Below are 22,172 nucleotides of genomic sequence, written 5' to 3' on the forward strand. Positions count from 1 at the left end.
GTCGGCCACCGGACCCAGCTGCTCGGCAGCCCGCAGGGCAACGGGGTGCACTTCCCGGCGCCGGGCACCTCGGTGCGCGAGGCGGTCGCGCAGTCGCGCGCCATCTCGCCCGCCTACGACCTGGTGGACGTGGTGACCGCCACCGTCCGCCCGGACCAGCGGATCGCGCTCTGGGACGGCGGCGTCCTGGAGCCGGATCGCTTCATCGACATCGTGACCGATCGCAACTTCGCCACCGCCGTGACCGGGGTGCTGGCCGTCTCCGGTGGCAGCAGGCTCCGCTGGTTGCCGGATCTCGTCTCGGTCGTCGAGGGCCTCATCGCCACCCCCGCCCACGTGCTCCGCACTCCCGACGGCAGGCTGATCGCGGCGAACCCGGTCGTGGGCGAGGACGGGAGGACCCGCCTCCAGCGCGACCCGCACGGCTGGGTCCAGCACTTCGCCGACCGCCAGGTCCCCAGCGGGATGGCCGAGCTCGGCGAAGCGCTGGAGGTGTTCGACCTCCCGGCCTCCACTTCGGGGCGCCCCGAGCCGGGCCGGATCACCGAGGCGCTGCCGGAGACCGCGCCCGAGCGGGAGACCCGGCGCCGCCCGGCAGCGAGCCCGGACGAGATGGACGTCGACTCGCCGCCGTACGAGACGGCCCCGACGCCCGGTTACGCTCCGACGCCCGGTTACGCTCCGACCCCCGGCTACGCCCCCACGCCCGGCTACGCTCCGACCCCCGGTTACGCGCCGACCCCGGGCTGGGGCGGTGGCGAGTCGCCGAACGCCGCGTCCCTCCCGGACACCGAGCCGTGGGACAGCGGCCAGAACAGCCCGCAGCACCCCGCGCCCACCCCCGGCTACGGGGACGCGCCGACGCCCGGGGCGATGGACCTGGACGAGCAGATGCCCTCGGTCGAGTCCGACCCGCCCGAGGAGATGGTGGAGTGGATCGGCGCGATCGAGGACGCCGCCACGGACCGGGTCCCGGAGGCGGCCCTGCTGGAGCTGCGCGACGAGTCCGCCCGCTCGCTGGCCTCGGAGCTGCTGGAGGTCGTCCGGGGCGAGCGCAAGCCCTTCGAGATCCGGGTGCACGGCTGGTTCACCGAGGCGCACGGCCCGGAGGCCGGCGCGGCGCGGTTGGAGCAGGCCGTCCAGGAGCTGCGCACCTCGCTGGAGACCCACCTCGCGGAGATGCAACCGCGGCGGCCCGCGGACGAGCTGGCCTACGCGCTGACCGCGGTCCAGGTCGCCCGCGAGTCGACGCTGCCCGCCGAGCACCTGCGCATCGCGGTGGACCGGGTCCGCACCGCGCTGGCCGAGCCGATCGCCGAACTGGACGCCCTGGACTCGGTGCTGCGCCGAGGGGACGGCACCGGCCTGGGGGCCGCGCTGGACCAGGCGGCGAGCGTGCTCGAAGCCGAGGTGCGGGCGGCGCAGCGGCACACGCTGAGCAGCCTCGGCGTGCGCATCGGCGCCCAGAACGCGCTGCGCGCCGAGAACACGGTCCTGATCACCAGCATGGAGCTCCCCGACCGCGGGCAACTCTGGGAGGGCGGCGAGGAACCCCCGGTCACCGACCCCTCGTGGCGCCACGCCACGGCGGAGCACGCCTCCTGGTACGACCCGCTGTGGAACAAGTTCGAGCCCCGCGACTGGGAACACCTGCGCCGCCCGATCCCGGACCTGACCGTCCAGGCCGAGTCGCTCGACCTGCAGATGAACAGCACCGTCACCCGGCCGGAGTCGAACTCCGCCAACCCGGCGGTCCCGGACACCGCCATCCGCACGCTGAAGTTCGACGGGGACTGGCTGACCGGGGACATCCGCTACGACGTGCAGCGCATCGAGGTCGAACCGGGCCGGTTCGTGCAGGAGCGCACCTTCCGGGCGCACCTCGACGCGGAGGAGCTGCTGCGCCCGCACCGCGAGCTCGCCGACCGGCACGCCCGCATCGCGGATCGCGCAGAGGCGCGGGCGATCGATCTGGACAGCACCGCCATGCTGCTGGAGATGGCGAGCTCGTCGCGCGACCCCGACGTCCGCACGGCGCGGATCAAGGCCGACGCGGCGGGTGCGTACGCGGCCAAGCGCCGCGCGAAGGCCGACGCTTCCGCGGCGAAGCTCGCCGAGGAGCTCCAGCGGATCGAGGACTTCAAGGACCGGGCGCTGCGCCGGATCGACGAGGTGCACAACACGGGCTTCCGGCTCCCGAACGGGGACCAGTTCCACGGCAGGCTGGTGTTCGTCGACACCCCGGCGCAGGCGCACGACACCGTGCTCCTGTCCGAGAAGAGCCAGATGGACCAGACCTCGTGGAACGTCGACAACGACGGGTCCGGCGTCGCGCACGAGGTCGGGCACTACTGGGGCCTGCCCGACGAGTACCGGGCGAAGCCGAAGTTCGACCTGAGCACCCGCGAGTACCGCGGCAAGGACCTGCCGGTCTACACCGTCAAGGTCCACCTGGACAGCGACCCGCTGCTGGCGTCGCTCCGGGACCGCGCCGAGAGCTTCGGGCTCGAGGCGGAGGAGGCCGCGGACATCGCCCGGTTCGACCGGGAGCAGGCCGAGGAACTCGAAGCCAACCTGATGGACGACGACTCCGGCACCCCGCCCCCGGACGTCGTGGACGCCTGGGCCCAGGCGAGGACGTCGCGCGAGATCGCGGAGACGCGGCGCCAGGAGGCCGACGAGGCGCAGGAGAAGCTGAACGACGCTCTCGAGGAGCTCAACGAGTTCAAGGACCAGGCCGTCCGGGGCGCGCAGGCCGCCTTCCACCCGAGCCGGATGCACCGCGACGCGCGGTTCTTCGCCGAGGTGGAGTTCGTCGACTCCAGGTCCGAGGCGCACCTGAGCAGGGACCTGCACCCGGACGGCACCACCACGTCCGACCCCGACCTGTGGGAGGTCTCCGACGGGCCGCACCTGATCAACGCCCGGATCGGCGCGCACCTGGGCCTGCCGCCGAAGTACCTGACCGCCCTGGTGCACGGCAAGACCGGTGACCTGCGTTCGCGCCCGCTCGACACCCGGCGGATCTTCAACCGCGACGACGTGAAGCTGCCGATCGACCCGGCGACCGGTGAGCCGCACGTCCCGTACAACTCCTACGTCCCCGACGACGGCCTGATGACCGGACGCGAGCGGATCTTCCTGCCCCGCAACGCGTGGCGGGTGGAGGAGGTCGGCATCGACCTCGGGGTGCGGCCCGACGTGCTGGTGCCCGGACCGGAGCGGCTCGCCCGGCGGGTCCAGCACCTGCTGTCGGTGGAGGAGGCCGAGCACCAGCGCCCGGCGCGGCCGGAGGGCCTCACCGGCACCCCCGCCGTGCGCTACCGGCCGACCAGGGAGATGACGCTGCTGACCGACCTGGAGGAGGTCACCGGCAGCCCGGCGGCGCTGGACGCGGTCCGCGCCGAGTTCACCCGCCTGACCGGGGGGCAGGACCTCGACCAGTCGGTGCGCGGCGAGCTCGGCCAGCAGGCCGTCGAGCGGCTGAACGAACTCGCCGCCCCCCGGGACCACACGACGTCCGGGGCCCGCTCCGACGACGGTTCGGCCACCGAGTCGAACTCGGATCGCGACGACGGATCGGACTCCGACTCCGACGCCGGAGGTGCCAAGGGGAGCCGCCCGTCCGGCGCCACCGGGCTCGAACGCGGCCTCGGCGACCTCGCGATCACCATCCCGGACGACGTGCGCACCGGCGAGGGCCCGGCCTACCCCGGCGGCGACCCCACCGCCGCGCCCCGGACGACACCGCTGCTGGAGCGGACCCACCAGGCCCGGGAACTGCTGCCGCGCAACGTCGTGCGCGCCGAGCAGCTCGACGGGGCCGCGATCCGCGCCGACGCGCGCGCGGCGATGCTGGCGGCCGGGGTCCCGGCCGAGCGGGCGGAGCAGCTGCTGCACGGCCTGTCCGACACCGAGCTGAAGAACTCCTTCACCGCGCTCAACGGCGAGGGCATCGCGGTGTCCGCGGGCATCGGCGACGACGCCGTCGAGGTCGTCGTGCGCTCCGGGCTCGACGACGACAGCACCGGGGGCCAGCCCGCCCCGCCGACCGCGGCCCCGGCGAAGAAGGGCAAGGAGAACAAGGTCGACAACGCCTCCGGCGGCTACGGCAAGGTCAAGAACTCCTCGGACTCGCCGGCGATCCGGGACGACGGCTACGCCTACCGGAGCAGCATCCCGATCCCCTTCCTGCCCGGCACCTCGGTGCAGACGGCGCTGAGCCTCAAGGGCCTCACCCCGCAGCGGGGCTGGAGCAGCACCGACAGCTCCGAGTACCAGCACGGCTCCACGGTCGAACCGGGCGGCAAGCGGACCCGCAGCCTGCACGACCTCGTGCACACCGCGACCGTGCTGCGCAACGGTCAGGACCCGGTGCACCGCAGCGGCCGCGGGGCCGGTGCGGTCACCATCAGCACGGCCAACTCCCTCGACGGCCTGCGGCCCGCCGAGAACGCCGACGCCGAGTTCGCCGCCCCGCTCCCCGGTGACTCCACCCACCTGCGCGGGGACCGCGCCCTGTTCGACCAGGCCCGCGAGCTGGTGCACCGGCACCCGGCCTGGGCCGGCAAGGCCGACGAGATCGGTTCCGCGCTGCGCGGCACCCTGCGCGGGCTCGTCGCCAGCTCCTCGCTGAGCCGCCGGGACGTGGACCTGCTCTCGGGCGGCACCCTCGTCGAGCAGCTCGCGACCGTCGACGCCGACGGCCGCGACCGCACCGCCACCGTCGAGCTCAAGGCCCGGCGCGGCGCGAGCCGCGAGCACAGCACCCCGGACGGCCTCGAAGGCAAGATCGCCAGCAAGTCCGGGCGCAAGGACGGCCACTCGGTCGAGAGCACCGTCGAGCACCCGGTGGACCTCGGCGGCCGGGTGCGGCTCACCCAGACCGTCTGGGGCGACGACGCGGGCAACCGGCTCGACCTGCGCGGCGCGGTGCAGGGCAAGCTGACCTCGCACGAGGAGCACGGCGTCACCCGCAGCGACGACCTGCGCACCGAGCTGGCCTGGGAGCGCAAGGGCGCGCTGCACGTCGGCACCGGCGACCTCACCTACGACCTGCGGATCCGCTTCGACGACGGCGTCGTCGAGGAGACCTCGGTGGACGTGCCCCACGGCGCGACCGCCTGGCGCGGGCAGAGCCCGGACCCCACCGCGCCCGAGTTCACCGGCGGCGACCCGTTCCCGCCGCAGAAGGTCCTCGGCGCGGCCGAGACCCGCTTCCCGAACGTCGAGGGCGTCGCCGCGGCGCTGCGCGAGATGCTGCCCGAGGGCGTGCTGGCGCCCGAGAAGGGGACCGCGGAGCCGCACGCGACCGCGAACGAGGCCGTGCTCGCCGACGCCGTCTCCGAGAGCGGGTTCAGCAGCCGCTCCGCCGCGCTCAACGGCTCCGGCACGTCCTTCGTGCTCACCCGCGCCCAGCACGCGAACACCGCCACCCCGGACGACCTGGTCGGCGTGCTGGTGGAGACCGTGCCGCGCACCACCACCACCGGCTACGGCACCTTCTCCTCGGCCACCCCGCCGAGCTCGCCCGCGACCGTGCCGGGCGCCGAGCTCGGCAGCGAGCTCACCGGCAACACCAAGGTCGAGCACAGCTCCGCCGCCAAGTCCGGCCGCACCCTCGGCGGCGGGGGCGGTCTGCGCGGCCGGGCGCCGTCGCTCGGCAGGCTCGGCGGACTCGACCTCAACCTCCAGCGCAACGACAAGGTCGGCATCGAGGAGTCGACGCTCACCACCGCCAGCGGGCTCGGCCGCGGGCAGGGCTGGAAGTCCGGCGACGTGCTCGCGCACCCGGAGCTGATCGACTACCGGATCACCGTGTTCGGCGCGGAGGGCGTGCTGGACACCCGGGTCGTCGAGGGCGGCGAGTCCACCACCTACGCGGGCGGCCTGCTCGACCCGGCGCCGCGCACCGGCGCGGTCGACCTCGCCGCGCGCTACGAGCGGGTCGAGCACGACGCGCCGAGGCGCCCGGAGGGCTGGGAGCCCGCCGAGCTGCCGGAGCACTTCGTGGTGCACGGGCTCGACCTGCCCCAGGTCAACGGGCACCAGATCACCGGGGAGGTCTTCGGCGGCTTCGGCGACAACCGGGTCATCGCCGGGCACCAGGTGCACTCGTTCGTCTCGCCGGAGGAGGTCGCGGTCAACTTCGACGCCGTGGCCACCGGTGCCTACGAGGGCTCGGTGCACCGCTACGAGAAGAACACCTTGCAGCCCTCCGAGCAGCGCATCGGCGACGTCAAGCTGAACGCGGCGCTCAGCAACGCGCGGCTCAACGGCCCGCCGCAGCAGGTCGAGCTCACCTTCACCCGCAAGGTCACCGGCAGCACCGGGCACGGCACCGAGACCTTCACCGGCGGCGGCTGGACCGCCCGCGCCCGCATCGGCAACCCCGGTGGCGGCGAGTCCTCGACCGTGACACCGGTGCTCAGCGGCTCCGACGCGGAATCCGGCTCGCGGGGCCGCTCCGAGGCCAGGGAGTTCGAGCGCACCACCACGACCACCTACAAGGGCCCGGCGTACCTGGTCACCTACGACACCAGCACGCTGCTCAGCGGCGGCGAGCCGGACCGGCCGCGGACGGCGGTGCACCTCGAAGCCCACAAGGAGGGGTCCGTCCAGCTGTGGGTGCCCGCCTCGGAGATCGGCCGGATCGGGCTCGGTCCGATGCCGGAAACGGCCGACCCGGTGCCGCACATCGCACCGGGCATCGACGCCGACGGCCACACCACCGCCTCGATCCGCCCCGAGGTCACCGCCCGGCTGCTGAACGGGATCAAGGAAGTGCTCGGCGCGGTGTCGCAGCAGGACGTGCCGCGCAGCGCGATGCGGCGGTTCTCCGACCACCTCACCTCGTTGGCCCTCGGCGACGCCGAGCGTTCCGCCGGGCTGGACGTCTACCGGCAGAGCGCCCGCGACGTCGCCCCGCGCGGGATGCGGGCGCTGCTGTCGGACCTGCGCGGCCCCGGCAAGCAGTGGACCGCCTCGGTGCCCGGGCCGCTCGGCACCATCGACGTCTCGCTGACCCTCAAGGGCGAGCAGGGCCAGGGGCGGTTCGACGGCATCGAATCCGGCTGGAGCGAGAAGCACGAGTCCAAGACGACCTCCTCGGTCAGCGAGACCACCAAGACGGGTCACCAGCGCAAGGCGCAGCCGATGGCGCTGCTGCGCGGCGGCGGTGACGACCTCCGGCGGCACGGCGCGCTGCTCGGGCAGGTCGCGCTGAGCTCGAAGTCCAGCGACAAGCTCGTCGAGACCCGCAACACCGACAACACCCGGACCTACTCGGCCAAGAGCGACTTCGCCACCTTCGGTCACGACCTCGACCTCCGGCTGGAGGTCGTCAAGACCGCGCACGCCAACCGCACCCCGAGCACCCTCACCCGGGGCCTCGCCGACCTGGGCGCCCCCGCGACCACCGGCAGCAGCCTGGTGCTGCCGACGCTGCGGGACGCGGTGCGCACCCGGGTCCCGGTCGGCGAGCTCGGCACCGGGGAGCACCAGCCGCAGCGCATCGACGAGCTCACCGAGATGGCGCACGTCGTGGCGAACTCCGACGACGTGCACCGGGTGGTGCGCGACCTGCTGGACGGGACCCCGGGCGACACCGACGCGCCACCGCCGGTGCCGGAGCGCGCGACCTGGACCCGGCACGGCGTGCTCACCGGCACCACCACGAGCGCGCTGTCCGCGCACCTGCCTGCCGCGATGCGCGAGGGCGGCTACCGGATCGGCGGGCTCGACCACGACAGCCACGCCGCCGAGGGCACCCAGCACCCGCTGGAAGCGCTGGTGCTCACCGCCGAGCTCGACGACGCGCACGTGATCCCGACCGGGGACGAGGCCGGGCTCACCACGAAGGACTCGGTCACCACCGCGATCAAGCAGCAGCACAAGGAGGGCCCGGGGCTGGGCCTCACCGGCCGGGTCGCGATTGACGCGCTGGCCGACCCGAGGCAGGCCGTGGACGCCTCCGGGGCGAACTACCGGCAGGCGCCGCAGGCCACCCTGCCCGGCCCCAGCTACTCCTGGCAGCGGACCTCGGCGGCGGAGAACAAGTTCAAGGACGCCCAGGCCGAGCAGCGCTCCGTCGGGGAGACCTTCCTGGTCAGCGCGATGGCGAACTGGACGATCGCGCCGGAGTACCGGGCCGGTGCCCCCGAGGGCTGGAGCGAGCCGCGGCACGCCCGGGACCGGGTGTACGTGCACACCGACCGGGCGGGCCTGGTCATGATGGGCCTGCGCGCGCCGGAGCCGGTGACGGTGCGGGTCGAGGACGCCAGCGGCACCAGCACGCCGAACCGGACGAAGTCCGCGCCGGACTCGCCGGGCCGCTCGGGAACGCACACCCCGGACCCCCTGCCCACGCCGGACCCGGCGCCGACGCCGGACCCGATGCCGACGCCGGGCAGCGAGCAGTTGCGGGAGGCCGCTCCCGAGCCGCCGCGCACCGCGCTGGACGACTTCCTGTTCCCGCGCGAGCCCGAGCCCGAACCGGCCACCACCCCGGAGCAGTCCGATGTGGACGGCGAGGCGGTCCGGGCGGACTCCGACGCCGAGCCCGCTCGGGACTCCGACGCCGAGGTGGAGGCCCCCGGCGACCGGGACGGCGACTCCGACAGCGACGCCGGGACCGACCTGTGGTCGGAGGCCGACAGCGAGGCGCGCACCGAGCTCACCGACCCCGACGACACCCGGTCCGAGCTCTCCGACGACGCCCCCGACCCGCGCGCGAAGGTCCGCGAGCAGGCCCAGGAGGCCGAGAACGCGCTCGGCAAGATGGGCGAGCGCGCGTTCGAGGACCTCTTCGTCCAGGCCCGCAGCATCGTCCAGCCGCTGCACCAGGTCCCGCTGGTGCTCGACAACCCGAAGCCCGCCGAGGTCGAGATGCGGGCGTTGATGAACGAGGTCACGACGATCGTGGCCCGCGAGCTGCACCAGAAGGGCCCGGAGGCGGCGACCGCGCTGGCCAGGGACCTCGGCGACGAGCTCGGCACCCGCCGCACCAGCGGTCTGCCCGCAGGCTCGCCCCTCGGCGCGGGCCTGCTGGAGACCGTGCCCTCGGCCATCCCGCACGCCGAGCCCGGGCCGTCCGGCACCCAGCGGGACCGCTCGGCCACCCCGAGCACCGAGCACCGCGCCGAGGACCCGGTGCGGCGGTCCGCGGAGGACGGCTCGGCGCGGGAGACCGGCGCGGACGGCCAGGGCCGCTCCGCCGAGCTGGACGGGGAGACCGCCCGCGACCAGGACGACTCCGGCGACGGCTCCCGCGACGAGGACGGGCGCGAGCAGGACGGCACCGCCCCCGTCCGCGAGGGCGCCGAGCAGCACCCCCGCCAGCTGGGCCTGCCGAGCTACCTGAACCGCAGCCGCTCCCTCGGCGCCGGGGTGCAGCTCAGCCGCACCGAGGGCGCCGACCAGGTCGTCGCGGCCGCCACCGGTGCGGCCCGGGGCAAGGTCGAGCAGCGCCAGATCGACCAGCTCAGCCACGCCGTGAAGAACGAGTACGGCTCCTTCCTCGGCGGCGGCCGCGTGGTGACGCTGGGGAACGATCGGTTCCAGATCAGCTCCCGGCTGCGCCTGTCGGAGCGCACCGCGACCGAGGCGCCCGCGAGCTCGAACGCGGCGTCCACCTCCACGGGCACCGCCGCGAAGGCGTCCACCGGCACCGGCCGCACCCCGATGTCGCGCTGGTTCTTCTTCGTCCCAGCGGTTCCGGGAATCTTCGTCGTCGGTTCGGCCAACGTCCCGACCGACATCGGCTTCGCCCGCTCGAACGCGCAGGAGAACACCCGCGGCACCCAGCTCAGCGTGGCGCTGCCGGAGACCGCGGTCGAGGGCCAGCAGGGCTACCGGGGGATGACCGCGCAGCGCGTGCCGGCCGAGTTCACGATCACCCGCCTCGACAGCGCGGGCGAGCCCTCCGGCGAGAGCATCTTCGTCGGCACCCAGGCGCACCCGAGCGCGGAGCCGATCGCGGTGGAGCTCAGCCTCCCGGTCGGCCTCAGGACCGAGGGCCGCCCGGTCGCGGTGCCCGCGACGATGCCGCCGTCGGTGGTGGAGAACGCCGACGTGCGCACCCGCGCGCGCGGCCGCTACCGGGACAAGGCGCTGCCGCAGCGGCCCGGCCGCGCCGACGGGGTGTACGAGCAGGTCGCCGGGCAGCTCGGCAAGCTCAGCAAGAGCGCGCAGAGCACGCTGCGCTCCTTCCTGTCCCCCGACAACGTGAAGCGCCGGCTGCCGGAGATGGCCGTGACCCCGCGCCAGGCCGAGGCGGGCCTGGGCTGGGTCCAGTCCGACGCGCTGCTGCCCGGCGGCAACCCGCTGAAGCGGCTGCTGCCCAGCCGGACCCGGGCGGTGCAGATGCGGGTGATCGCCCGCCAGGTCGCCTACGAGCAGACCATCGAGGGCGCGCACTACTCCGAGGTCACCACCGAGGGCGCCAGCCAGAGCAGCTCGAACACCGCGGGCCGCGAGGGCAGCGGTGCGCTCACCGTCGGGCCCGGCTTCGACGTCGGCGCGGTCTCGGCGGCGGCCGGCGGCACCGTCTCCGGCGGAGGCGCTCGCGGGCGCGGGCAGGAGTACGGCCGCAGCACCGGCTCCGAGCAGGCCACCGGGCACACCGGGAAGGTCGTGCGGTTCCGCACCGTCTACGACCTCCAGGTCCGCAAGCCCGGCGACTCGCCGATCACCTTCGCCGAAGCCGTGGAGGCCCACCAGCTCGCCCGCCCCGAGGACGCCGACCGGGCGGGGATCAACGCCGACGGCACCGCCACCGCGCCGGTGCGCCAGCAGGACGTCGTCGACGCCGCCGCCGCGGCCGCGCTGGACCACACCGCCGCGAGCGAGCTGCTCAGCAAGATCATGAAGGACTCGGCGGCGGAGCTGCCCGGCCACCACCGGCCGAAGTGGCGGGACACCTCCTTCGTCACCGAGTTCGACGACCCGAAGCTGTCCCGCGGCATCGACGGGAAGGGCGAGCGCAAGCTGGCCCGCGGCGAGCAGATCCACGAGGTCGTCTCCCCGGAGCAGCTCGCGCGCCGCGCGCCGGACATGGTCGCCGACCGCCCGCTGCACCTGGACCTGCTGCCCGAACCGGGTATCGGCCACGACTACCGCGCGTCGTTCCAGATCAAGGCCGAGCTCGACGGCGAGCTCCGGGACCTGGGGCCGGCCGAGGGCACCCCGAGCTCGGCGGCGCTGAACCAGTCGGAGTCCGGGGCGCACAGCAAGAGCCGCAACTGGTCGCTGGGCGGCGGCCTCGTCGCCCGGATGTACGCCCAGCTGCACGGCGTCGCGATGCTGACCAGCTACCACAAGGGCGCCTACACCAGCGAGCAGGGCGCCGAGCTGGGCCAGAGCGCGAGCAGCTCCAGCGGCGGGGTCCGCGGCGGCACCCTCGACGAGGCGGGCAACGTCCGGCCGGAGCCGATGCGCCGGTACGCGGCCAGGATCAAGCTCACCACGACCGGTCAGCACTGGTCGCGGTCGAACGAGCTGGCGCGCGGCCTGTCCTTCGGGAAGCGCGGCGAGCACGCCCCCGAGCTGCAAGACCTGCGGATCGTCGACGAGTCCGCGGCGGCCGACGGTCGCGAGCCGGGGACGGTCACCGTGGACGTCGTGGTGGAGCTGCCCGCCTCGCACGGCCCGCTCCGGGTGGACGTCACGCCGGAACATCGCACCGAGCTGCCCGACGTCTCGACCAACCGCGGCGCGGAGCTGCGCAGGGGCGCCTCCCGCAAGCTCGACGGGGTGCAGATCGTGGCGTTCCACGGCCTCGAGCACGTGCGCGACTCGATGCGGGCGATGCTGAGCAAGGCGTCGAAGACGGCGACCAAGCCGGAGGACCCGATGTGGCGGTTCGACGACGGGGACAACTCGGGCCTGATCGACCAGGCGATCTCGCTGGACTCGCTGCGCGGGGACCCGCGCGCGTTCAACCGCCGCACGAAGCTGACCGGATTCCGCTGGCACCGCAGGCGCGCCGACACCGAGGCCACCGGCGCGGTGTCCTACATGCTGCGCGACCCCGAGGTCATCGAGACCCGGTGGCAGCAGCCGAACCAGTCGGTGACCGGCGGGAACACCTCGGGCCGGAACATCACCGGCACCGTGTCGGGCGGCAACGCCATCGAGCCCACGCTGATCCTCATCAGCGAGACCTCGAACCACACGCCCGGCACCGTCGCGCACGGCATGGGCCTGTTCATGCACGAGCTGAGCCTCTGGCTGGGCAGCTTCAGCAAGAAGGACGGGCACCGCACCGAGGTCTCCCAGCAGCGCGCCCTCGCCGAGGAACCGCGCCGACTGCACCTGGTCAACGCGCGGGTGGAGACGACGGTCGCGGCCGAGGTGATCCGCCGCGGCAACCTGGACCGCTGGCGGATTCGCAAGCCGAAGCCGGTGGGCCGCGCCGCCGAGCGCTTCGAGCTGCCGGACTCGGTGCGGGTGCTGGTCACCGACGAGCAGCTGCACGAGATCCGGATCAAGCAGGCGGAGGAGGACGCCCGCCGCGCCGCCGAGCAGGCCGAGCAGGATCCGCCACAGCTCCCCGAGCCGGAGCGCTCCACGGACCCGGACCGGGTCAGCGCGATCCCGGAGGGCCAGCGGCTCGGCGCCCCGCGCTGGGCGGACGGCGTCACCGAGCCGATCGACCTCAGCGACCGCATCGACCAGCTGCACGAGCAGCTGGTGCGCACCATCGGCCAGGAGGACGCCGACCGGCTGCTGCCGTCCTCCCCGACGGAGACCCCGTACGACAACCACCGCGAGGTGGAGCGCGCGCTCTCCCAGCTGCAGGCCTCGCTCCGCGACCTCTCCAACGGCGGTGCCACCTCGCTGCTGCGCCAGGAGTTCCGGGTCAGCGGCGAGACCTACGAGCTGCGGGTGGACGCCGAGCTGCTCGGCGACCCGGAGCCGAGCGGGATCCGGCACGGGGAGCTGACCAAGGCGACCTCGGCCTCGTTCACCACCACGGCCGCCCGCAAGTTCACCCGGATCCTGGCCGAGGCGATGACGTTCATGGCCCCGGCCGGCATGTTCCAGTCCGAGTCGGCCACGCACGCGGCCGAGGCCAACCCGAACGCCGAGCACGGCGCCCCGTACGGCAACTTCGGCTTCGGCTCCATCAACGTCCTGGAGTGGCTCAAGCAGTCCCGGGAGAACAAGCGGGACGACGCCACCCAGCACCAGCACACCGAGACCGTGCGCGGCGCGCTGGCCGAGCACCGGGCTCAGGTGCTGTTCGACCTCCGCTTCGAGCGCCACGGCGAGCGCGTCGCGGCGGCACCGGACACCCGCACCGTCACCACGCACAGCCCGGTCGAGGACGCCCGGATCAGCCCGGAAGTCCCCCGCGAGGCCGAGGTCGTCCCGCGCTCCGCCGACGAGGCGACGCCGGAGGCGCTGGCGGAGTGGCGGGAGAGCGGGCGCACCGAGCCGCTGCCGAGCGACCCGGCGCAGTTCCGCGTGATCGACTTCGAAGGCGACGTCTCCGGCGTGGTCCAGGCCGCCGGGCAGGCCCTGGAGCGCTCCCGCGCCGACGTGGACCCGTTGATCCGGACGATGCTGCGCAGCGAGCTCACGCCGAGCAGGCTGGCCGCGCTGCTCGACGCCGACCCGAAGGCCGAGTCGGGCGTGCCGCTGGACCTGCCGCCGGGGCTCGGCGTGAAGCTGACCGTCTTCCCGAAGGTTCCGGGCGGCGGCGAGCTGGTCGGCGCCAGCGGCCGGATCGCGCTGGGCGGCGACAGCACCCGGCCCGGTTCCGAGCACACCGAACTGGCCAGCGGCAACGGCGCCATGGTCGCGGCGGTGCCGTACTTCGCGACCGGTGCGCCGCAAGCGCCGCACTCGGCCACCTACGCCGACGGCCGCACCCCGTTCGGCGCGGCCGGCGACTGGGTGCTGAACATGGAGCCGCTCGCTGCCGCCGGTGCCGAGCACGAGCAGCAGGGCGCCGGCTCGTCCGGCGGCGGCGACCTGCCCGCCCCGGGCAAGCGGCCCGAGCAGAGCAAGATCACGAGCGTCTGGGCGCACGGCGCCGGGTTCCGGATCGTCGCCGAGCCGACCTCCTCGCTCACCACCAAGCGCACCGCGGTCGTCGACGTCGAGTACGCGCCGGGCGAGGGCTACGTGCTCCGCCGCGCCGACCGCGCCGACCGGCTGCCGGAGTCGCTGGTGCGCGCCACCGAGGACTTCGCGGCCCGGGACCGGGAGTGGACCGCGGCCCGCGCCGCCCGCCGCGCCGCCGATCCGTTCGGCCCGGACGAGCGGGCGGAGCTGATCGCCCAGCCGGAGGCAGAGTTCGCGTTCCGCGCGGCCACCGAGGCCGAGCAGGCGGCGGAGGCGGCCTGGTGGCAGGCCAAGCAGGTCTACGACGCCGAGCTCGCCGCCGCCCGCCAGGACCCGGCGTTGCAGGGCACCGCTCCCGATCAGCGGCTGGTGCTGCCCCCCGAGGGCGAGGTGCTGCCGCCGGCGCAGCGCGCGAAGCTGTACTCGCTGGCCAACCAGGCCGTGCGGGCGCACGAGGAGGGCACCCCGGTGGTCGCCCGCTACCGGGTGCGCGGCGAGCTGGGCACCCGCTCGGCGCAGGACTTCTCGGCGATGATGGCCGAGATGGACCGCTCGCTGCGGCTCGCCCAGCACGGCCGGGCGGGGGAGGAGCGGTTGCGCCGCACCGCCCTGGGGCTCGGGAGCACGCCGCACTTCGTGCGCGGCGACGGCCCGACCCAGGTCGAGGTGTGGCTCGAACCGGACCGCTCCGCCCGCGACAGCCGACCGCAGGAGGAGCAGGGCCGGCGCAACAGCGCCCCGGCCGGCCTGCCGCGCATCGACATCACGCCCGCGCAGGGTGACGGGACCGCCCCTCCGGCCCGCCCGGCCACCGAGGACGGGGCCGGCCGCCGGGACGACACCACCGGCGACGCCGAGCCCCGCGCCCGGGAGGAGCTGGACGAGGACCACGCGCTGCTGCCCGAGCTGTCCCGCTCGCGCACGGGATCCTCGGTCGCGCCCAGCATCAACCAGGAGTGGTCCCGGCCCTCCGACCCGACACCCGATCTCACCCCCGAGGTCATCGAGCAGAAGTACGGCATCACCACCGAGAACCAGCGGCTGTTCCAGGAGTTCGTCGAGGCGCACAGGGTGGTCGTCGACGTGCGCCCGACCAACCCCGACTCGGCGCGGCTGCTCAAGGAAGGCGCCTACCCGAAGCCGCTGGAGATCAAGGCGAAGACGATCAACGCGCTCGACGTCCGGCTCGGCGCGCCCGAGCACGGCCTCGGCGCGGTCGGTTTCTTCACCCCGAAGCTGCCGGAGGGCCTGAGCGACGCGGACCCGGACGCCCCGCGCCTGCGGGAGCGCGCGAAGCAGCGGCTCACCGAGTACCGCGAGCTGTTCTCCACCATGAAGGACCTGGCGAAGAAGTACCGGGTCGAGGACGGCGTGGTCCGCACCAGCACGACGCCGGAAGACGGCTCGCCCGCCCGGGACGTGCCGGTGGCGGGCGACCACGACGTGTTCAACATCCGCTCCGCCCGCGACGGCCGGGTGCTGCCCGAAGGCGAGTACCACGCGATGGTGCGCGAGCTGATCGCGCGGAACATGGGCGTGCAGCACGGGGCGCACCGGTACTGGAGCCCGCGCCGCCCCGCCTTCGAGGCGACGATCTACGACTCGATCATCCGGAGCCACGACCCGGGCCGGGAGCCGCTGGTCCGGTTCGCCCCGGACGAGCCGCCGTCGGAGATTCACGCCGACCTGCCGGACATCCCGCAGGCGGCCGCCGACTTCCGCGCCGACATGGACGCGCTCACCGAGGACTACCTGGGTCCGGACCCGCGGCGGCGGCCGGGCTACAAGGGGACGTCGATGACCGTCGATCCGACCTCGCGCTGGATGCCGCAGCCCCCCGCCCAGCCGCTGCGGATCGACCAGCAGGTGCGGGCCGAGCTGGACGCCGCCGCCGAGAACCTGTTCGGCGAGGACCGCGGGCGCACCCGCGAGCCCAGCGGCCCGGAGTCCCGCGAGGTCTCGCCGCACACCCGCCCGGACGACGCCCCGCCGCGCACCGAGCCCGCCACCGAGGCCGAGGCGGCTCGCGCCACCGAGGCCGAACCGGACGCGGCGCGCGCCGCCGCGGAGGACCTCCGGGACGGCTACGCGGCGCTGGTGCCCGAGGAACTCGCCCTTCCCGAGGCGGAGCTCCGGGAGCGGGCCGCCGAGCTCACCTCGCTCGGCGACCCCGCCGCGCTGGAGCGGCACCGGCTCAACCCCGGCACCGCCGAGCTGCTGAGCAGGCTGGCGCAGCGGGTCGACGCGCTGCCCGACGACGCCCGCCGCCACGAGCTGCGCTCGCTGGTCGCGGACGCGGTGCTGGCGGCGACCGCCGTCCCGGTGCGCACCACCGAGCTCCCCAGGGGCGGAACCGACCGCGCGACGCTGCGCCCGGTCACCCCGGCCCGGCTGGACGAGCTGCTGCGCGACGCGGAGCAGGCGCTGCGCTTCGGCGTCGACCCGCTGCGCGCCGCGGGCCAGCCGCTGACCGAGATCGCATACCGGGCGGACCAGCCGATGCCCGCGCGGCTGGCGCGGCTGGGCCTGCTGGCGCTGAACTCGCCAGCGCGCCAGGCGACGCTGGCCGACCCGCTGTTCAACGCACTGCTGGCGAACCCGGACGCGCTGCTGAACTCCTGGTTCGGCGCCACCGGGAACGAGCGGCAGCGGTTCCTGAACACCTGCACGAGCGCCGCGATCAACTCGGAGGTCCGCGCCGCGGTGCCGACGCTGGGCGGGTTGCTCCAGGTCGGCCGGGGCGTCGCGGACGCGACGCTGCACAACCTCCGCCGGATCCCCGAGTCGCGTCGCGGCCGGTGGGAGAACCTGTTCGGCCGCAGCTACGAGGAGATGGTCCGCGGCCGGGTCGAGCAGTCCAAGGCGGTCTTCGAGGAGCTGCGCGCGGCCGGGCTCAAGCTGGCCCGCGACGGCGGCGACCGCGCCGAGTGGGCCGCGCTGACCGAGCGCTGGTCGCGCACGATGCAGAAGCTCTCCGGCGCCTCGCTCAAGGCGAAACCGCCGGTCCTCACCGACCAGGCGATCCCGGGCCGCTGGGCGCTGAGCGCGCTGCTCGCGCTGCCGCGCGGCTTCGACCGGCCCTTCCGGCGGCTGGAGGGCATCGACGGGGCGACCTACACCGAGGTGCTGCGCACCCAGTTCGGCCTGGAGCCCGACGCCTCCCCCTTCGGTGGCTCCAGCGTGCCGTCGGCGCGGCCGGAGGAGCTCGTCCCGCTGTCCGAAGCGCTGGCGACTTCCGAAGGCACCTCCCACTTCTGGCAGCAGCTCTCCGACCGGGCAGGCATCGTCGCCTACACCCCGGGGCACTCGCTGTTCCTGCGCGCCGCTGAGCACAACGGCGAGCCGATCTTCGTGCTGCACGACCCGAAGTTCGACGGCACGCGCACCCTGCGGCCCGCTGAGTTCGCCGAGTTCGCCGAGCGCCGCTCGGTCTCGGTCTCCCCGCGCCTGCTGCCGGACGAGGGCGACGGGACCGTCCGCGAGGACGGCGGCCCGACCCCCGACGACACCCCCGACGGGAGCTCGGGCTCGGAGCCGTCCGGGCGAGGGCCCGACGACCCCGACGCGCGAAGCTCCGAGGACGGGGACGCGCCGCGCGGCGACGACCGGGCGCGGCGCTCCGATGCCGAGGAAGCGGCGCGCGCCGACGACGACCTCGTGATGCGGTTCGCCGACCGGGAGTACCCGCAGGGCTACGGCTCGGGCAGCCACTACCAGTACCCGCAGGGCTACGGCTCCGGCACGCACTACCCGCAGCACTCCTCGGGTTACGACACCTCCGGCGGCACCGTGCCGGTGGCCTCGGACTTCGTCGATCCGCGCGCGAAGATCTTCGGTCGGGACGCCCAAGGCCGGAAGCTGCAGATCCCGCTGAGCCAGATCGACTACGAGATGCTGCCCTCCAGCGGCGACTACGCCGCCGGCATCACCTTCCGGCGCAGCGACTACGAGCTCACCGACGCCTCCGACAAGTTCGTTCCCACGCTGCCCGGGGAGCGCGTGGTGGAGGCGGCCCAGCACACGACCCGGCCCGGGGACGCGCAGCTGGACGGCAACGCGATGTTCGTGGACATCGGCCGCGACGGGGAGGGCTTCGAGATCTTCACCCGCGACGGCCGCGCGGTCACGATCAACCAGGAGACCGTGGGCGCGATCGTGTCCCGGCTCAACACCTTCCGCGCCTTCAACCTGGAGCGGAATTCGGCGGGCGACCGGGTGCCGCTGTCGGTCGTGATGCTGACCTCGCCGCGAGCGCGGGTGGAGGGCGTGCTCGCGCAGCTGCGCGCCGATGGTTTCCAGGGCGACGTGCTGCGCCCGCGCGGCGACGTCGTCCAGCTCACCGACGGCCGGTTCGGCGTGGCGGACAACCACGGCTGGAGCCGCTACGGCGGCGACGGGAACTCGAAGTTCGTCTACTCCAAGGGCAACATCCGCAACATCCGGTTCTTCGAGCGCTACCTGCCGAACTCGGAGTTCATCCCGGACCACGACCGGGCGATCAAGGTCACGGACAAGCACTGGAAGGAGCACTGGATCACCCCGAGCGAGGTGAAGCCGAAGTCCTTCACCACGCGCTCGGAGGGGGTCTGGCGGGTCAACGGCCTGTCCTTCGTCGGCAGCAGGGGCGACGCCCGCCTCGACGCCGCCATCGCGGGCGATCTCGACGGCTTCACCCGCGTCGTGCGGACCCGGCCCGGTGAGGGCATCACGAGCAAGCTCATCCACCGCCTCGAAAAGCTGACGCCGGACAGAGACCCGACCGCCCGCCTCGCGCCCCTGCCCTGGCAGTTGCGCAGGCAGCCCGTGCTCGACCTGAACAAGGGCCGCCGCAAGACCGTCCAGACCGGCCCGGCGCTGCTGAGCTCGCACGGCAACGCCGAAGAGATGACCATGCACATCAAGCGGGGCGACCGGCGCCTGGAGATGTGGGTGCCCGGCAGCTCGTTCATCTACATGCTGGTGCAGCAGAAGGAGTTCCAGGACCTCTACGCCGCCAACCCCTCCGTCGACTTCGCCGTCACCGTGTGCGAGGCCGGGGCGGAGGGCGCCAAGGTGCTGCCCAAGATGATGGAGATGGCGAAGCGGTTCCAGATGTCGAACGTCTTCTACACCGGCGCCGACACGATCAGCATGATTCCGCTGAAGTCACCCGAGGGCAGGCGGGGCGCCACCATCGGCGTCGCGAACAACAAGGGCTGGGTCTCCAGCTACGTCGCCGCCGACGGCCAGGTCGTGCACAACAGCTACCCGCACACCCGCTACACCGACGAGGAGCTGCAGAGCCTGCCGTTCCGCTCCAAGGTCTCCGGCGAGTCGCACAACCACCGCGGCGCCGGGCCGGTCCCGGTCACCGCGGAGTACCTGAACCCGAACATCCCGGTGCGAGCGGAGGACGAGCGGGGACGGCCCATCACGCTGCCGATCGACCAGATCGCCTACGTGCCGACCGGCGGTACCTCCGGACTCGGCGTCTCCTTCCAGCTCCGGCCGAAGTTCGACCTCGACGGTGACGCGGACCGGATCGTCGCGACGATGCCGGGCGAGACCGCGGAGCAGGCCGCCGGGCACGTCAAGCGACCCGGTCACGAGGCGGCGCTGCCGAAGGGCGGGAACTTCTACGCCGAGGTCCCGCACACCGAGCGCGGCTACCAGGTCCCGCTGATCGGCGGGCGGCACGCGTTCCTGCGCGGCGACGCGCTGGGCGCGGTGCTCAGCCAGATCCCGGCCGCCAACGACTTCCTGTCCCGGGGCGCGCACCTGGCGCTGCTCGCCGACGACGTGGACCCGAACGAAGTGCGGGACGGGCTCGAAGCGGGCGGTGTCGAGACCGGGATCATCTCGACCCCCGGCAAGGTCGAGCAGCTGCAAGACGGCCGCCTCGGCGCCGCCGACAACGCCGGGTTCGTCGCGACCCGGGCCGACGGCACGAGCTCCCCGCTCGGCCGGTACTCGCCCGGCAACGTGTCGAACATCCGCTTCTTCGAGTCGGCGCTGCCGGAATCCCGGTACATCCCGGACGCCGACGCGCCGATCAGGGGCGTCGACCTGGACGGCAAGCCGTTCGAGTTCCTCCCGCACGAGGTCCACCGGGCCGGGTACCGCAGCGCCGACGAGGGCGGGGGCCGCACCACGGCGGTCGACCTCACCGGCGCGGACCGCGCCCCCGATTGGAAGAACCCGTTCAAGATCCTCGCGGAGCAGGCCGACTCGATGAGCAAGGTCGCCCGCACCTTCACCCGCGAGATGTTCAGCAAGACCTCCGCGCGGGACCGCCGGAACCTGGACGCCGAGGACCCGAAGCAGCGGTTGGTGGAGGCCCCGTGGCGGTCGACGCCGCTGGAGATCACCGACCCGGCCAGCGGGGAGCGCGTGGTCATCGACGCCGGCCCGAACATGCTCGGCGGGCACGGCGGGGCGCACCAGATCGCCGTGCTGGTGCACCGCGACGGCGAGCAGCACAAGGTCAAGATCAGCGGTGACGCCTACATCCGCACCATCGCGCAGCTCCCCGAGTTCCGGGCCATGCGCTCGGCCAACCCGCACAGCCCCTTCCTGCTCACCGTGTGCGGGGCGGGTGCCGACGGCGGCAGCACCTTCCCGTCCGCCGTCGCGGAGCTGCGCTCGATGTCCGTGAAGAACGAGGTCATCGCCGCCCGGGACGTGCTGGAAGTCGTGGCGACCAGCGGCAAGCCGATGGTGTCGGTGACGAACAACCAGGGCTTCGTCAGCAGCCGGATCCGCCACGGCGCCGAGCAGCGCGTGCAGCACGAGCACACCCGATACCCCGCCGACGCCGCGTCGCGCGCCGCCGCGGGTCAGCGGTACCAGGGCGGGACCTCGAACTCGATGCGCTTCTCCGACGAAGCCCCCGCGGCCCCGGCGCTGGACTACCTGCGCGGCCACGGCGACCGGCGGCACGGCGGGACCCGCTACACCTCGGCCGCGCTGAGCCGGGTGGCCAGGACGTTCGACGTGCCGGTCGCCGAGCTGCGGGAGAGCGTGGGCGCGGCGGCGCGGGCCGAGCTGCACCACGCCGCCCAGCAGGGGCGCGGCGCCGACCTCCTGGAGCGCTACCAGATGTCCCCCGCCTGGGCCGCCGACCAGCGCTCGCTCGCCGCCCGCGAGGCCGCCGAGGCCGCCGCTGAATCCGGTACCCCGCGCACCGCCGCCGACCTCGCCGCCCGCTACGGGCTGAGCCGCGCCGAGGCGCAGGACGCGGTGGTCGCCGCCGTGCTGGGCGAGGTGCGCTCGGCCCGCGAGCAGGGCGCGCCGGTGCTCGCCGACGAGATCGCCCAGCGCTACGGGATCGACCCGGGGACCGTGACCGCGCGCCGCGGCAGCGCCGCCCGGTTCGACGTCCGTGCGGCCGCCGAGGCCTGGACCCCCTTCAGAGCCGCCGACCTCGCCCGCCGCTACGACGCGGACGAGCGCTGGGCGCGCGCCCGGATCGACGAGGCCGCGCTCGAGTTCCTCGCCGACTCCGCCGAGGTCGAGCGGCCGCAGCTCGCGGACGACCTGGCCGCCCGCTTCGGCCGGGACCGGGAGTGGGCCGTGGAGAGCAGGCTGGAGGCCGCGCGGGCCGACGTGCTGGAGGGCCTCGAGTCCGGGAGGCCGCGCACGGTGAGCGACCTGGAGGAGCGGCTGGGGATCGACACCAGCCACGCGATCACCCTGCTGCGGCAGGCGTTGCTGGAGGACGCCCGCCGCTCCTTCGCCCTGGGTGAGCAGCGCCTCGTGGCCGAGCTGGCCAGCAGGCACGGCCGGTCCTCCGACGAGGTGGTGGCGGGGATCGCGACGCTGCTGCGCGACGACCTGCGCGAGCGGGAGCTGCGCACCGCCGGGGAGGTCGCCGAGCACTACGGCATCGACACCCGGGCGGCCGCGGCCTTGCTCGCCTCCGCCCTGTCGCCCGCGGCGCGCTCCGCCGCTGCCCTCACCGCCGCCCGGGAGGCGGAGCGGGCCGGTGAGCCGCTCACCGCCGAGGACCTCGTGGAGCGCTACGGCATCGACGAGGAGCAGGCGGCGGAGCACATCGACTACGCCCGGAACGTGCCCGAGGACACCGACATCGAGTCGGATTCCGAGTAGGCCGGGGGCCACCG

General features: G+C 74.2%; 1 protein-coding gene. It reads left to right on the forward strand.

Going from position 1 to position 22,172, the window contains the following annotated elements:
* Positions 1 to 45: 45 nt before the first annotated feature.
* Positions 46 to 22,158, forward strand: coding sequence for a hypothetical protein (locus ACL03H_RS22820; protein WP_412813352.1), 22,113 nt, complete (start codon positions 46 to 48; stop codon positions 22,156 to 22,158).
* Positions 22,159 to 22,172 lie beyond the last annotated feature (14 nt).

This window comes from Saccharopolyspora antibiotica (assembly GCF_047200635.1).
Classification (GTDB): Bacteria; Actinomycetota; Actinomycetes; order Mycobacteriales; family Pseudonocardiaceae; genus Saccharopolyspora_C.